The sequence below is a fragment of the Mucilaginibacter gossypiicola genome (assembly GCF_900110105.1).
In the GTDB taxonomy this organism is placed as follows: domain Bacteria; phylum Bacteroidota; class Bacteroidia; order Sphingobacteriales; family Sphingobacteriaceae; genus Mucilaginibacter; species Mucilaginibacter gossypiicola.
In genome coordinates, this window is sequence record NZ_FOCL01000009.1 from 1 (window position 1) to 16472 (window position 16472).

General features: G+C 41.7%; 15 protein-coding genes. 2 read left to right on the plus strand and 13 right to left on the minus strand.

The genetic code is table 11. The features are described from left to right. Positions 1-195 precede the first annotated feature (195 nt). Positions 196-636 carry a hypothetical protein gene (locus tag BMX50_RS24860; RefSeq protein ID WP_143065257.1) on the minus strand — a complete coding sequence of 147 codons (441 nt, stop codon included), beginning with the start codon at positions 634-636 and terminating at the stop codon, positions 196-198. A gap of 139 nt (positions 637-775) precedes the next feature. Here BMX50_RS24860 and BMX50_RS24865 point away from each other — a divergent pair, with 139 nt between their 5' ends. Both BMX50_RS24865 and BMX50_RS24870 read left to right on the plus strand, forming a co-directional pair. Beyond that, entirely contained in the window at positions 776-2491 is a 1716-nt protein-coding gene (locus BMX50_RS24865) for an IlvD/Edd family dehydratase (RefSeq protein WP_091216944.1), read from the plus strand. A gap of 148 nt (positions 2492-2639) precedes the next feature. Beyond that, complete coding sequence (locus BMX50_RS24870) at positions 2640-3407, plus strand: SDR family NAD(P)-dependent oxidoreductase (protein ID WP_091216181.1); 768 nt, start codon at positions 2640-2642, stop codon at positions 3405-3407. Positions 3408-3495: 88 nt separating this feature from the next. On the opposite strand, the gene BMX50_RS24875 is transcribed toward BMX50_RS24870, so the two are convergent. The 12 genes from BMX50_RS24875 to BMX50_RS24935 all read right to left on the minus strand — a co-directional run bounded on the left by BMX50_RS24875 (position 3496) and on the right by BMX50_RS24935 (position 16305). Beyond that, on the minus strand, positions 3496-4350 hold the full coding sequence (locus tag BMX50_RS24875) for an NAD-dependent epimerase/dehydratase family protein (protein ID WP_091216184.1): 855 nt from the start codon (positions 4348-4350) through the stop codon (positions 3496-3498). Positions 4351-4353: 3 nt separating this feature from the next. Continuing rightward, positions 4354-4653 carry a GNAT family N-acetyltransferase gene (locus BMX50_RS24880; RefSeq protein WP_091216189.1) on the minus strand — a complete coding sequence of 100 codons (300 nt, stop codon included), beginning with the start codon at positions 4651-4653 and terminating at the stop codon, positions 4354-4356. A gap of 64 nt (positions 4654-4717) precedes the next feature. Next, complete coding sequence (locus BMX50_RS24885) at positions 4718-6205, minus strand: alpha-amylase (protein ID WP_091216192.1); 1488 nt, start codon at positions 6203-6205, stop codon at positions 4718-4720. 105 nt (positions 6206-6310) lie between these two features. Beyond that, complete coding sequence (locus BMX50_RS24890; RefSeq protein WP_091216196.1) at positions 6311-7003, minus strand: helix-turn-helix domain-containing protein; 693 nt, start codon at positions 7001-7003, stop codon at positions 6311-6313. Positions 7004-7663: 660 nt separating this feature from the next. Beyond that, entirely contained in the window at positions 7664-8233 is a 570-nt protein-coding gene (locus BMX50_RS24900) for an NADPH-dependent FMN reductase (protein WP_091216204.1), read from the minus strand. An 84-nt stretch (positions 8234-8317) separates the two neighbouring features. Further along, complete coding sequence (locus BMX50_RS24905) at positions 8318-9151, minus strand: universal stress protein (RefSeq protein WP_091216208.1); 834 nt, start codon at positions 9149-9151, stop codon at positions 8318-8320. Between the two features lie 85 nt (positions 9152-9236). Next, positions 9237-10196: a zinc-dependent alcohol dehydrogenase family protein gene (locus BMX50_RS24910; protein ID WP_091216212.1), complete on the minus strand. Its 960-nt coding sequence runs from the start codon at positions 10194-10196 to the stop codon at positions 9237-9239. A gap of 79 nt (positions 10197-10275) precedes the next feature. Continuing rightward, entirely contained in the window at positions 10276-11199 is a 924-nt protein-coding gene (locus BMX50_RS24915; RefSeq protein WP_091216215.1) for a hypothetical protein, read from the minus strand. Between the two features lie 199 nt (positions 11200-11398). Continuing rightward, positions 11399-13831, minus strand: coding sequence for a TonB-dependent receptor (locus tag BMX50_RS24920; RefSeq protein WP_091216218.1), 2433 nt, complete (start codon positions 13829-13831; stop codon positions 11399-11401). A gap of 333 nt (positions 13832-14164) precedes the next feature. Continuing rightward, positions 14165-14809, minus strand: coding sequence for a DUF4291 domain-containing protein (locus tag BMX50_RS24925; RefSeq protein ID WP_091216223.1), 645 nt, complete (start codon positions 14807-14809; stop codon positions 14165-14167). Between the two features lie 45 nt (positions 14810-14854). Beyond that, positions 14855-15733 carry a sulfotransferase gene (locus BMX50_RS24930; protein ID WP_091216227.1) on the minus strand — a complete coding sequence of 293 codons (879 nt, stop codon included), beginning with the start codon at positions 15731-15733 and terminating at the stop codon, positions 14855-14857. An 8-nt stretch (positions 15734-15741) separates the two neighbouring features. After that, positions 15742-16305 (minus strand): adenylyl-sulfate kinase, encoded by a 564-nt coding sequence (locus BMX50_RS24935; protein WP_091216230.1) that lies wholly within the window; start codon positions 16303-16305, stop codon positions 15742-15744. Between the last annotated feature and the right edge of the window lie 167 nt (positions 16306-16472).

A 16472-nucleotide genomic window follows, 5' to 3' on the forward strand; every position in this document is an offset into this window, starting at 1 on the left:
GCAAAGGTAGCCACTTTTAACCCACTTCCAAATTATTTCTAACTCTTTTCCAACTATCCGCATTAACTCCCTATTCCTCAATCAGAAAAAGTTTCGAAACACAGGCAAAAAGCCAATCCATAACCTTGTCTTAAAATACCAAACGGCTTTTTAAATAAACAATCAACATTTATTAATAACATTTAAAGGCCTGCTTCAGCGTGTTTCCAGATAAAAAGCAATAACACCTTTAACAATAAAACGATATTTATTAGCGCCCATATCACCGGCACCGTGCTCTATACCCGATAGATCATCTTCAAAAAAACCGATAATATCAACAATCAAAAATTTGCTTTTGGGGTTTTGGTGTACCAATTTCAATGCTTTCAAAAAATCGGGCTTCAAAAATTCATCATCTGTCAAAAACATATTTGCTCTTATTTCTTTACACTTCCCTGCTTCGCTGTGCAAGCTCCATCCCATATCCGAATAGCTATAAACAGCTCTTGTATATGCCAATTCATTCTTTTGCCCAGGCAAATCGCAAAATTCTGTAAGTTGTTGAAATTCGAGTACCGGTGGGGGGAAACGTATACCATTTTTATGCTGCGCAAAGGCTGGTTTACACATCAGCACCAAAAATAGCATAGGCATTATCAATATTTTATTCATTAGGTATATCTGTTCTTCTAAATTAAATAAAAGAGTTCCAACTTTTCATTTACAAATACCTAAAACGATTTACAGAAGTCTATATTTGTTAAACAACCAGTTTAAACACAATACATCATTTATGGAGGATAAACCACTACGGAGCCGGCAATGGTTTGGTAAAAAGGGTAAAGATGGCTTTATATACCGTGCGTGGATGAAAAACCAGGGTATCCCGGCACATCAGTTACAGGGTAAGCCCGTGATCGGTATCTGCAATACTTGGTCGGAACTTACACCTTGCAATGCGCATTTCCGCGAATTGGCGCAATCTGTAAAAAACGGTATTTATGAGGCGGGCGGTTACCCGGTTGAATTTCCGGTAATGTCATTAGGCGAAACTTTGGTTAAACCTACTGCCATGCTGTACCGAAACCTGGTAAGTATGGATGTGGAAGAGAGTATCCGCGCAAACCCACTGGATGGTGTGGTACTGCTTTGCGGCTGCGACAAAACCACACCGGCGTTAGTAATGGGAGCCTGTAGCGTCAATATCCCGACTATTGTTGTTTCGGGCGGCGCCATGCTAACCGGCAAATACCGGGGCAGGGATATCGGCACATCTGATATCTGGCGCTTTTTTGCCGATCATCAAACCGGGCAAATGACCGACGAGGATCTTTACACTGCCGAAGCCTGCATGGCCCGGAGCCAGGGACATTGTGCGGTAATGGGCACGGCCTCAACCATGGCCTGTATGGTTGAATCACTGGGGCTTTCACTGGCAGAGAATGCTGCCATCCCTGCGGCCGACTCTCGCCGCAAGGCATTAGCGCATTTATCCGGCAACCGAATTGTTGACATGGTGCGGGAAGACCTCAAGCCTTCGGACATTCTTACCCGTCAGGCTTTTGAAAATGCCATCACTGTTAATGCTGCGATTGGCGGATCTACCAATTTTATTATTCATCTACTGGCCATTGCAGGCCGCATCGGGGTTGAATTAAATATGGACGATTTCAATACCTCAACCCGCAAAATACCTTTACTGGCCAATCTGCAACCATCAGGCAAATATTTTATGGAGGATTTTTACTATGCCGGAGGTTTGCCGGCCCTGATGAAAGAGCTCCATGAACAGCTTAACAACAGTGCGATAACCGTAAGCGGGCATCCTATCTTACGCAACTATGAAAACAGTGAATGCTTTAACCGTGAGCTCATAGCATCCGTTGATAGTCCATTCAACCCGGCAGCTGGCATAACAGTACTTAAGGGAAACCTTTGCCAAAACGGAGCGGTGATAAAACCGTCGGCTGCAAGCACTCATTTAATGCAGCATACCGGCAAGGCGGTAGTATTTGAAAACATAGAAGATTTTAACCACCGTATCAATGATCCAGCGCTGGATGTAGATAAAGACAGCGTACTGGTATTAAAAAACGCAGGGCCAAAAGGCTACCCAGGCATGCCCGAGGTTGGCAATATGCTGATCCCAAAAAAACTGGCCGATCAGGGCGTTACCGATATGGTACGCATCTCGGACGGGCGGATGAGTGGCACAGGCTTTGGCACCGTAGTGCTGCATGTATCGCCGGAAGCGGCAATCGGCGGAACATTGGCCGTAGTACAAGACGGCGACATTATTAAACTTGATGTACCCACTGGCACGCTGCATCTTGAAGTTAGCGATGACGAGATTGCCGAAAGAAAATCAAAACTTATATTAAATAACAATATCAGCAAACGCGGATACACTTATTTATACCAAAACCATGTGGAACAGGCACATCTTGGGGCTGATCTCGATTTTTTAAAAGGAAGTTCGGGGAGCGAGGTTTTGAGAGATTCGCATTGAAATATAATTGATGAAATAACAAATAAGCTTTGAGCGAGGAATGGTCAGCCTGAACCCGTCGAAGACTCGCGTGCAGAGGCCCGCCCACCATGCTTCGACAGGCTCAGCATGACAACCACAATAAGTTAACCAACCATCAACCTAAAAAATGATAACTGATAAATTTAGCGGCCAGGTAGCCATAATAACCGGCGCAGGGCAAGGGATAGGTTTTGAGATAGCTAAACAACTGAGCCTTGCCGGCGCAGCAGTATTACTAAATGATTTGAGCGAAGAGCTGGCCACCAGGGCGGCAGATACTATTAATAGTTTGGGAGGTAATTGTTATCCGATAGCCGGGGATGCTTCAGATATTGATTTCATACAGCAAATGGTTGATGAAGCTGTTCAACGCTACGGCAAACTTACCATTGCCATTGCCAATGCGGGCATCACTTTGTTTGGCGATTTTTTGAATTATCCGGCCCAATCCCTGCAAAGTGTGATGAATGTTAATCTGCAAGGCAGCTTCTTTTTAGCGCAAAGGGCCGCCAGGCAAATTGTAAAACAAAAAAGCGGGGGAAGCATCCTGTTCATGTCATCGGTTACGGGGCACCAGGCGCACCAGGACCTTGCTGCATATGGCATGACTAAAGCTGCCCTCGAAATGCTGGCAAAAAGTCTGGTAGTTGAACTATCACAACATCAAATTACCTTAAATACGGTTGCCCCCGGCGCTACCTTAACCGAGCGTACTATGGAAGATGCCGGCTACCAAAAAACCTGGGCCCGCATTACGCCAATGGGTCGCGCCGCCACTGTTGAAGATGTAGCAAACGCAGTGCTGTTTTTAGTATCTCCCGATGCCAGGCATATCACCGGCCAAAACCTGGTGGTGGATGGAGGGTGGACGGCGGTTAGTACCTCGCCTTATTAGTGAGTGGTTGATTGAGTTGATTAGGTGAGTGGTTTCTCTCCTTTGATTTAACAACCAGACTTACGAAGTTTTAAAAACTTCGTAAGTCTCAATGAGCTTCAAAGTTATTCAACAAGTAATCAAACGTAAACTTCGGCTCATAACCGAAATACCGTTTAGCTTTGTCGCTTACATAAACCCTATCGATGCTTTTCGGAAGGGCCCAACCTTTGGATTGGTAAACAGTTTCAGCTTGCGGATAATGTTTCTTTATAACTGATGCGGGATCATGCTTTAGCTGCGCAAGCTCATCCTTGTTAAAAGGCGAACTGCTGGTGATATTAAAAATCTCGAACTCAGGAAAAGTTTGCTCCAAAGCCAATCGCAGACCTTCGGCACCATCCCGTTCATCAAGGCCGCGGTACAGGCGATGATTTAGTTTGAGGTTATCCGTTTCAGGCAGGAAACGCCCAACCCTATATACTGACGTTTGCAAACCTTCACGGTAAAAGAAATCCTTACAAAGCTGCTCGGCCGTTTGTTTGGTAATGTCATAAATATCGCGTGGTTTAATGGATAGTTCTTCATCAACCCAAACAGCCTGGTTAGCATCAACCATCGCATCGCCATAAATAGATGTAGTACTGGTGTACAGCATCTTTTCTACACCATTGGCTATGCAGGCATTGAGCAAATTAAGCGTGCCATAAATATTTACGTCGATGAATGCTTCTCTTGGATAATTTAATTCATAATGCTTACCATGGATGGCCGCAATGTGAATAACAGCATCGATATTTTGAGTAACGGTTAAAACAGCATCTTTATTTAATATATCAATCTGCTTATCGGTAGTTTCGGCGGGGATTACATCTATCCCAACAACATCGTGACCTGTTGCCTGCAAATGTTTAACTGTAACCGCCCCTAACCTGCCCGATGAGCCTGTAACTAAAACGCGCATATATTAATGTCCGGGAGCTATAGCCAATATCCGGGACCACTCGGGATGGCGTTTCAGGTACGATGCCACATAAACACAAAGTGGCACCAGTTTTAGGTTGTTTTCCTCAATATAATTAAATGCCTTTTCAACAATGGCCGATGCTACGCCTTTACCTTCCAGTTCAACCGGCACTTCGGTATGGATGAGGTAAATTTTATCGTCCTTTTTTTTGTAGTCGATAAAAGCGCGGTGACCTTCAACAATTAGTTCAAAATTGTGAATGGCTTCATTATTTACAAGAGGAATTTCTTCGTATTTCATAGCTGTATGTGTTACGTGATGAACAAATGTAAATGTATAAAATGTTCGTCCTGTTTAACAGAATTTACTTCTTAATTCCCCAAACCGATAACGATCCCGCTTTAACTTTAAACTCGGCCCAGCCATCGGCAGTGATCACTACTTCCTCCCCATCATGCTTGTTCAAATAATCCACAAAAACTTTACCTGCATGCCCGGCCCCGATTTCCATTTCCTTAAAACCATCCTCACTGTTTGAAATTACCACGGCGCAACCTGAATCTTCGTGATCCGTATCGCCTTCACGCGTCCAGCCTATGCAATTTGGATGGTCAAAGTAATCATGCTGGGTTCCATAGGCCATATTTTTTCTTACATAAAGCATAGCTTCCAGCTCCTCAACCACCGGCAGTTCAATTTCATATTCTTCGCCGTCGCCGCCTTTATCGGTGTATTTTGCGCCATACATATCAGCATAAAAAACGCACGGATAGCCGGCTTCGCGCAGCAATATGAGTGCGTAGGCAATTGGTTTAAACCACTGCTCTACCGGTTGCTCTAACGATTGCAACGGTTGGGTATCATGGTTTTCAACCAGGGTAACTGCACGTTCTGGATTTACGCTAACCAATGTATTGTCAAAAATTGTAGTGAGGTCATAATCCTTACCCTGTTTAGAAGCATGGTGCATGTTATCGTGCAGCGGGGCATCAAAAAGTGACATGCGACCTTCGGTGGCTTCAATATATTTTAACAGCTTGGGTAACTCGAAAGCCCAGTACTCGCCAACGGAAAAAAACTCGTGCTTAAACTCGCTACGCATATAATCGAGCCATTCATTATAAAAACCGTGATCCATGTGTTTTATGGCATCAAGCCTGAAGCCGTTAAACCCAGCTGTTTTAAAATACCATTTACCCCAGTTTTTTAATTCCTCCCTTACGCTTGGGTTACGAGTGTCAATGTCCGAAAGCATGAGGTAATCATAGTTGCCGTTTTCGTCGTCAAGCACATCCTCCCAACCCTCACCATATTGATTCTGGATGCTGAATATGGCCGTTTCTTTTTTATAAGCATCATAGTCAATGCCCGAAAAGCATTGCCAATCCCATATAAATTTGGAGTATTTCCCTTTGCGACCGGGAAATGTGAATTTGGTATAAGCACCTATTTCATAAACATCGCTTATAAATTCGTTGCGGTTGGCCGGGTCAACCTTACGGGCGTTAACCTTTTCAATTTCATCGGCGCCGCCCATATGATTAAGCACAACATCAACATAAACTTTTAATTGGGCTTTTTGGGCGGCAGCTATGGCATCAAGATACTCCTGTTTAGTGCCGTATTTGGTAGCGACGGTACCTTTCTGATCAAATTCGCCAAGATCATAAATATCATAAACATCGTACCCGGCCGAGTAGCCTCCGCTTGCAGCTTTATAAGCCGGTGGAAGCCATACCGAATCGATCCCTTTTTTCTTTAAATTTTCTGCATCATTTTTTAACTGATTCCACAATCTGCCTCCGGCGGGGTAATACCATTCAAAAAACTGCAGCATTGTAAAATTTTCCATGCGTTTAATTAAGTAAGCTATTTTTAGTTGATACTTAACTAAATATACGCAGAAAGGTTTTATTGACGCTTAACCCCAATATTAAATCACTGTAAACCAAAATGTTTACCCTGCGTGAATCTGGTGAATTTTTTCTTTGGCGCTATCCAGCAATGACTCGTTACAACCGCTTTCATCAACAAGCTCAGCAATTCGGTAGCTGTAATATTCGCGTTTTAATACAGTGGGGGCTATCCCGAAAGCATTGGCAAGCAGCATTAGTTTTTCGGGATTAAAGGCCATTTCTCCTTTTTCAACCTGGGTTAAACATGCTTCTTCTACACCAAGCCTGTCGGCCAGTGCCTGAAGTGTAATGTTAACCGAATTTCTGTATTGATAAATAAAAGCGCCGAAATGACTTTGAGTGTGGATATCGCCAGATATATTAACCACCGGCAAAACTTCTTCCGCTTTGTAATCGGCATTGATATGCTGTACAAACAAATGCCGGGCGCTTTTAAATAGTACCGAAAAGCGATAAGCCATCTGGTCGAACAAATTCTCGTCAATGCTGTAATTAACATTCCCTTTGATACCATAAACCTTTAGGATGCCTAAATTTTTAAGTTCGGCCACATGTTTGTTTATCGTTTCGATATTAAAGGGGATTTCGTAAAGCATTTCGCGCTTTACAATATTATTGTGTTCGATAATGATCCGGATAATGGCAACCCTTACCGGAAGCGCCAGGGCTTTGGCAAAGTTTGATAGTTCTTTATCACTATCGTCAAAATTGTTATATGAATAGGAAAGTGGCATGCTGACAAATTATAAATGCTCTCAGCCGTTAAAACCGCGTATAAGCAAATGTTTACGGGCCCGGGCCCATGTAAAATGATTTATAATAAACTAAACGGGACAGCCATTTGTAAATTGTCAATTACTGACAGTATATGGCCTTACAATTTGTCAAACAATCAGTTGCCGGTTAAACAGGTAAATTGGTTGGGATAAAACTTTTTTAAGGTTTAATAACCTGATGAAGTGATATGTGATATCCTTTCGGGCCCCGAAAAGCAAAGGATACAACAGAAATGGCAAAAAAGAGAACCTTAACCTTAAATTGACAACAGGGTGCGCCAATTTTTTTTGAATAGCAGTCATCAATGTTAAGCTGCCATCGCGGTATTGGATTATACGTTTACTAAACGATTTCTCTAACAGAAAGATGTTAACTTTTACAGGAGGATGCAGCCTGTTTAAAACTACAAAACCAACAAAAGGCTTTGCCGCAAACATAAGTGTAGCAAACAATAAGACAAGCTTAAGTTTATATTGCGGTTTCATTACCGTAAAGCTATGTCTCTAATTTAACCTTAATGTTAAGTTTTGAATTACCTGAACGCTATTTGATTTAAACCCCAAAAAAAATCCCCTGCCTGTTAAAGCAAGGGATTTTTCAGCTATCTAAATAGCTTGTTATTTATCTTCCCGTATTGCCTTCATACCTTTTGTCCATCGTACTAATTGATCGAGCATGATTTTGGCATTTTTATCCAGTCGCTCATCTGTGGTAAAGTTATTATCCTCATCAACAAATTGATTTAACTGAGGGATATTCACCATCTCGGCAAGGGCTACATTTTTTAGCGAGAGCAAATCGGTTTTTAAACTCATAACCGCTCTAACTCCGGCAAAAGGGCCAATGGAATAGCTTACAATGCCACTTGGCTTATAAGCCCATTCGTGTACCAAATACTCAATTGCATTTTTAAGCGGGGCCGGATAGCTGTAATCATATTCGGCAGTTACAAAAATAAAGGCATCAGCTTGTTCAATTTTAGCACTCCACTGTTTGGTGTGTTCATGTTCGTATTGTTTAAGGGCGGGATGAACAGGCTCGTTCATCAGCGGGAGGTTAAGCTCACCGAGGTCAATCATTTCGGCCTCAAAACCATGGCTATTGGCCACCTCAGTTATCCATTTAGCAATTGCAGGCCCTTTACGGCCGGGACGTACGGTTGATGTTATTACTTTGAGTTTATACATGCTTATCTGTTTGCAGTAAATATTAACAATTCATTACAACTGCAAATAACTTAAAAAAACAAGATGATAAAATCGTTACAAATCTTATTTAAGTATTAATACCGGGTGCCTGGCGTTTAAGGATAATGCCTCCGTAATACTGCTGTGGGTTAAATTGTAAAAAAAACTATGTTTACCCGGCAAGGCAATGATCAATTGCACCTGCTGTGTTGTAGCAAAATTAAGTATGCCCCTCACGATATTTTTATCATCAGAGTAATGAAGCTTACATTCATAGCAATTAATCAATTGTTTTACCGAAGCTTCAAACTCTGCTTCCCTACCGATGTGCTTATTCTTAGGATCTACATAAAGAAGCATTAGTTTGGGGTTGAGCCAACTATGCGAGGTATTAAGGCCTTTTAAAACGCCGAGCCGGGCTACGGCTTCAAGATCGCAGGGCACCAGCGCCTGCTCTATTTTTTGATAATTACAATCAGGCGGAATAACCAGTACTTTAACCGGGCTGCTTTTTGCAATTTCGATAATCTGTTCGCCAATCATACTTAATTCATGGCCCATATCGCCCCCAACTATCATCAGGTCGGGATGCTGATCTTCAACAACATCATGTATGGCCCTAATGATGGGCTCAGTGCTGACTACCGTTTCTATCTCAATATTTTCGTGGCAGCGGTTTTTCAGCTTTTTCATGAGCGCAGCAAGCTGAACTTCTATTTTTTGCCGTTCATTTTCAATGTCGTCAGCACTTATCAGCAAAAAATCAGGCGAAGGAAGGATCTGTTCATATACCGATGTATAATAGCTTTTGAGCAGTATAATTTTCTTTACCGGCATATCGCAGCCCATATCTGCTGCAAATTTTATAGCATTGGTATTGGTGTCGGAAAAATCTACAGGTATTAATATAGTTTTCATAACAAACAATTTAGGTATGTACGAGACCCGTACGCTTAATGCTAAATTTACGATTTGTTTAAGTATTATAATACAATAAATGTTGCTAAAATTCTAATAAAACCTTACCCCCTCTATCATAAGCAAAGGCCTGCGCAAACTCATCAACTTTGTAAGTTGCCGAGGGGAAAAGCTTAAATTCGGCCCGGCCAATAGAGTGCACCAGGTGACTGATCATTTGAGTTCTTTCTTCGTGCGAAAGCCCTGCTACATACCCTCTTACACCAAATCCTTTAATGATCAGATTTTTAAAAACAACTTCGGCATTAAGGTAAGCAACCGGCTGCGGATCAAGCAAACCATAAACAATAAGGCGGCCTCCGGGCGATAACGACGATATTACTTCGGTAGCCAATTGGCCGCCAACCGCATCAAGAGCCGCTTTAATACCCTTGCCTTTGGTAATTTCACTGATAGCTTGCCCGAGTTTGCCGGGTTCGGGCACAATCACCTGTTCTGCCTTTAAAGCTAATAATTCTTGCTTCTGTGCCTCATTGCGTACAGTAGCTATAACACAGATACCCTTTTCGGCTGCAAGCTGTATCACAATGCGCGATACTGTTGAATGGCCGGCGGTAAGCAGCAACCAATCGCCGCTTTTAACTTTTGCTTCCTGTATTAAGCCATATGCCGTGTATGAATTGAGCAGTAACTGCGCGGCTTTTTCTAAGGGGAAGGTATCAGGTAGCAATACAACGTCCTGTTCATCAACAATCACATATTGCGCCCAGGCCCCAATTTTACTAAAAGCTACAAAGCTACCTTTCGGAATAATGCTGTCATGCCCCGCCTCTTCAACATAACCGGCACCTTCCAATCCTGCTATTTGCGGCAATACAGGCTGATAGCGATATTTTCCCTCAATAAAAAGCAGGTCGGCCGGATGTATGGCACTGGCTTTTACCCTGATGAGCAACTGCCCGGGAGCCGGTTTGGGGTAGGCTAAATGTTTCAATTGTACTACATCAGCGGCATTGCCTGCCTGCTCAAAAACCAATGCTTTCATAGTTGAAATACAAATTTCAGCTATGAAAGTTTTAGCGGTCTTAGATTGCCCGGCTGTAAAACCGGGTAAAAAGATTTTATTACTTTAAAGTAAACTGCATGCTTCTTGGTAAGGGAGATATATTATCTGATGGAAATGCTGTTAACGAAGCGCCATCGAGAACTAATTCTGTTATATAATTGTCCTTGTTAACTTTTGACACCGCTTTAAAGCTGCCTTTTGATACTGTCTTGTCTAAGTTGGTTATCACATAGTCGATGCTATTTAACAAGTTTTTCGATCCCTTACCGTAATTGAGGTACTTATCAACATTTGATGTAGTATTTGTGGCAAATATGGGCGCAAAAAGAGCCACCGGGCTTAGCACTTTTACAGCAGTGTTATAGTTAAATGAGTATTGCCTTGTTATCAAACCTCCATCGGTATTTGATAAAGTAAATTTTGAATAATTACCATTTTTAACTTCGTAATTAATCACCGAATAGGTTGAATTAGTCTTATTGTCAAAATCTATTGACATGGTCACTTTGTTCAGGTATCCATTTGCATCATAGCTAAAGTTTTCCATCGACTTGATGTTGTTCCCGTTCTGCACCTCTTCGGAATTATGATAAACCACTCTTCCCTCATTATCTAATTTATAAGAATCCTTCTCGTTAGTGTTCAATGTTAAATTTGAACCGGCGTAGGTAAATCCTATCCTATGAGTTGCTGTTCCGTTTTCATCAAACGATATTACCGAATCAACTTTTCCATCGCCGGTATATTTAACAACATCAGACACGAACTTTTTATTTATAGCAAGATCTCCCCATTGATAGTTGACCTTGCTAACGCTTAGCGGAGTGGTATTGGTAGCAGCGTTATCATCTTTTTTGCAGGAAGCTATCAAAACAGCGACAAAAGCTATCGCCAGGCATTTTTTTATGCCGAATAGTACAGGTTGTTTCATAAAAGAAGTTGTTGCGGATTTAGTGTGTTTTGCGATAATAAGGTTAGCCATACAGGGTTTAGGTTTAATTAATATCTAATACGTGCGGTATTAATAATTATTACATAATTACGCTAAAATTTCATGATCAAAGGTTATTTCCCCAAAGGATGGCCTCCTGCAGTGCATGCATCTTAAAAAAATACCCGGACATAAGAAAGGCTTACCTGTAAAAGAGGTAAGCCTTTCCTGGTGAAGGATATTATTATTTTTAAAACTTAATGCTGAGGCTCAAAGTTCCACGGGTTGGGTTTTGAGGAGCCAAACGGAACGACCAGTATTTTTCATTGGTCAGGTTATCCAACTTAAATCCTAAACGATATTTAGGGCGGTCATAAAATACTGTAGCATCAACTGTAGTATATGACGGTATGGTAAATTTAAATGTTTGGGTATTGGTTTGATACGAATCACTGCCGTAGTTGCCACCAACTCCAAAACCTAAACCCTGGATATTTCCGTGCATAATGCGGTAGCTCATCCATAGGTTGGCCAATCGCGCCGGGCCTGAGTTGGCCGGACGTAAACCTTCTACCGACGCAGCCCCTTTGGTAATTTTACTATCGTTATAGGCAAACCCTGCAACAATGTTAAATCCGCTAAAAGGATTGGCTATAACTTCGGCTTCAATGCCTTTACTTAATTGGGTACCCGCCTGTGTTATAAAACCGGGGTGCGCTAAATCGTCCATAATGGTATTGGTTACATTAATATTATAGTAACTAACGGTCGAACTTAGTTTATGATCCCAAGCATCAACCTTTACACCACCCTCCCATTGATTGGCATACTGTGGCTTGAAAGTTGAATTATCGAAACTGGTGGCTGTAGGGGTGGCATTATTAAAGCCGTTCATATAGTTACCAAACAACGATACCTGGTCTTTAACCAATTGGTAAACCAAACCAAATTTAGGCGACAATGCTGTTTGGCTGAAGTTACCTGTTGTTTTACCATTAGCCGGGGTATAAGCACCTTTGTTTACAAATCTGTCTATCCTGATGCTGGCCATAGCATTTAGTCGGTCGGTAATGTTAAATACATCCGAAACATAGGCTGCGTACGAGCTTTGGTTATTTTGCACATATGAGTTGGCATTGGGAGCTAAGGCAGCAATAAGTGATGAGATTTTATCGGCATTAAAATTATTGTAAGCCGCTCCCGGATTTTTATAGCTGATGCCCGGCAAGGTAACTGTGTAGTTTGTCCAGTTACTTCTTTGATTATAATATTCCAATCCGGCAACTATGCGGTTACGGAATTGGCCTATCTTGAAATCGCCGATAAAGTTTTGCTGAACATTGGTGATATAGTAAGGATAATCCTGATTGATAGCCTGCTGCTTTATTAAAGTATCGGCAAGGCTTAGCTGAGTAACGTAACCTTTGGTAGATGAATAGGTTTTGTTAAACATAGTTTGCGATTTCCAGTTATCCGAAATTTTGTAATTGATCAGCGAATAAAGGTCAATCTGCCTGCTTAAGTAATCGACACCGTTGTTGCCGAATGAGCGTTTATAATCAATGCCCAAATCTTTAACATTGTAAATTTTCCCTTTAGCATCCGGCGCAAGCCTGTATGCCGATGTCGCATTGGAGTTACCAACTTCAAGGTCTACATCAACAGTTAAACGGTCATTAACAATATATGTAATGCTTGGCGCAACAAAAAAGCCGCGGGTAAAGCCGGCGTCCTGGAAGCTATGCTCGTTATGCAACGCCGCATTTACGCGAAACAGTACCGTTTTATCCTTATTCAATGGCATGTTAACATCAGCCGTAAGGCGGTTAAGATCAAAACTGCCTGTTTGGTAGGCGATTTCGGTACGCGGCGTTTCATTGGGTTGCTTGGTAACGCGGTTAAATAACCCCCCAAACGATGCAAGACTACTATTGAACAGCGTACCTGTAGGGCCTTTTATAGCCTCGATTTTTTCGATATCGGCAGGGTCAATACTGTTAAAGTTATAACCAGCAACACTGTTACGAATAAAGTTACCGGTAACAAAACCTCTCGATAATAAGGTTGTACGGCCATTGTTATACACCAGCGGTACACCTGTACCCGGTATGTTTTTAAACCCATCTACATAACTGGTTACTACCTGTTCTTTCATCAGCTCGCTGGTAACAACACTGTAAACCTGCGGATTTTCCAAGTTTTTGATAGGTAAGCGTGCAACATCTTCTGTTTCCTTTTTCAGGAACTTGTTATGTTTGGCGCTTTTTACGTACACTTCCTGAAGGTCTTTCGCTCCTTCTGTTAAAACAAAGTTTATGGTAGTAGTTTCGCCTGCAACAACTGTAACCTGTTTGGTTTGAGTTTGCAGGCCAACAAAACTGGCAACAAGACTGTATGTACCTGGTTTAATATTTTTAATGATATAATGGCCGCTTTGCGCTGCGGTGGCTCCCTGCCCGGTTTCTGTTACTGTAATGTTTACAAATTCGGCAGCCTTGCCATCAGATGTTTTTACAGTACCTTTTATAGCGCCCGAAATACTTTGTGCCTTTGCATTAATATTTAACAGTAACAGCATTAACACACAGGTTAAAGCTTTGCCGAAGTTATTCTTGATGATTAATGATACGCTCATTTTGGCAGACCTGCCGAAAGCGCAAACAGGGGTAAATGTAAAATGCATATTTTACTTAAATAATAAAGTCGATTAAAGGATCAGCAATAAATTTTTATCCGCGCTATGAAGCTTTTTGGCGACCAACAAGCCCGGATTTGGGCGCAAAGGTATATTTATTTAGATTAATTACAAATAAGGTTAAGGAAATATCTTTAACTAATTGGTAAAGAGATCATAACAGCCGTGCTATAGTTTCAAAAAAAAGGAGAATAAAATGAATGACAACTAAAAGTTACTTTGGGTTGAGTAACTAATTAAAGGCAAACCAGATAAAATGAGGGTTCTTAGTTGTATTGCTGTCCTTACAGAACTCCCAGCTCCAATGGAGGGATAAGAGGGCTATTGTAAATCTATACCAACACGTTGATTCAGGGCTGCGTTGGTTGTTTTGTAAACTGTTTCAATTGGAACGAGTAATTCATTGATACGCCCCGCATCTAACAACTGCTTTTGCTGTTTTACAAAATCGGTAATATCTTCAATACGGGTAATTTGCTTTTTTCCGAAATTTTCAAGCACATTGCCTTTTAAACCCAATTGTATTGCTCGTCGTTCCTGCTTATGGCCATAAGGGTCATGATCGGGGTCCCATTGCAGACGTACTTCTTTCTGGCCGAGGTTAGCCCGCCATTGTTCGTGGCTAACGTAGTAATGAGGATTAAAGGAAGAGATTACAGCTTCATTTAAAACAGATTCAAAGTCTTTTTTCTTTATCCATAAAGCCAGCACACTTTCCTGGTTTTCCTTTTCGGCCCAACCACAGCGGTACATCATCCATAAAAAGTTGGGCTTAATCCATGACATGCGGCTGTAGCTATACTCACTTCCGCCCAAAAACTGGTTTTCGGCAGCAAAACGGGCAATGCTTTTTTTATACGCCTGGTAAACTACAATTTCTTCTTCGGTTTGATGGACAAGGATGTGCTGCCCCGTTTTAGGCCAGTGTTCCAGGCCCCGTTTGTAAAATTCTGTTATAATATTCATACTATAATATAACGAATTTTCATGACAATATCAAGCGCCTCCCTCCTATTCTTCCTTCCCAGGAAAGCTTTCGCTGCCACGCATATAGCTTCCTAAACGTTTGAGCAGGTAAGTTGCTTTTATCAGCAAAACTTTATCGGTAACAAAATCGCTGATATCATCTGCCTTGTTCATCAGTTCCTGTTTGTACACATCTTTAAAATCAAAATAGTTAAGTGCAAACTTCCATTTACCTGTTAAAAATGAAAAAACCTCGCTATCGTTTTCAAGCAATTGTGAATAGTTAATTACCAGGTAATCATCCGGATTAAGCTTTTTAAGCGTTTGCAGAATTGCCTCGTTGTAGCTGATCCATACTTTTAAATAATTCTCGGCATGGTCATGATGAAAAGCCTTCAATCTGCGTGGTCGCCTGAAATAAGTCCAGGCCATCCGTTGAATATAATTGCGGGCCATGTACTTTTTATCAATTGCGGCAAAATCGCGCCTAAGCAGTGAGCTAACCACCGATTGATAGTTACGCAGAATTACGAGGTACCTGGCACCCGGCAGCAACTTTGCATAAGTGTCCAGGAAAAGACAAGTACGCGGATCTTTCCAGGCCCACTGCTCGTAAAGATTCTGCTTGATAGCAATAACAGCCTTCATTTTTTCGAGCTGGTAAAGCGGCACTTCAATATCCCTGGTATCGGTAAGCCCAGATACTTCAAGACTATTACGATCAAGGATTTCTTCATGAAGCTTTAAAAACTCCAGATCTTCAAAGTGACCATCAACATTTCCTATGCCGCTGCCACATAAGCGTTCGCCAACTTGCAAACCGCAGCGGCTTAACCAATTGGTTACAAGCGACGTGCCCGAACGGTGCATACCGGCAATAATCAAAGTTTGCCGGGGTGTAAATTTAACTGCTGTATTGATCATGGCTTAGTTTAATAACGGCCGGTTACGTGTAGTGGCTTGCTTTGTACCTGCTGATAGTTATCAAGAATAAACCCGGCCAGAGCCTCTGTAGCATCAGTTAGCCTGGTAATATGAGTGTTGATATACAGATCAGGCGATGATGGGATCTGGAAAGGATCATTAACACCGCTTAGGTTACTTAACTTATCGGGGTGCCCTTCTGGTAATAATGCACGTTTATACAGTCCTTTGGTATCCCTTTGCATTAATGTTTTTACCGGGCAGTCAATGTGTATCAGTTTCACGTCAGGATAGGAGGCTATCAGTTCGCGGCGAATCACATCATAAGGGTTTATAGCACTGATAACAGTTACCACGCCATGCCCGGATAATTTATTGGCAATAAAACCCAGTCTGCGGATGTTTTCAAAACGATCTTCCTTGGTGTAGCCCAGGTTAGGGAATAATTTTTGGCGATATACATCGGCATCAATAATTTCGACAGGAATATCAGTATCAGATAACCTCATTTTAACATTTTGGGCAAGAGTAGTTTTACCAGAGCCGGATAACCCACAAAGCAGAATAATCATAAGGTGGTGTGTTAAGCGTTAATAATAATTACAGTTTAAACCGTTATTGAAGGCTTAACGCAAATATTTCGGACGAAATTGCCGTTAACACTTTGTGTATCGATACATAGCAACATTGTATCGATGAACCGGAAAATGACGTAGACGGGAGGAAAAAAGAAAAAGCT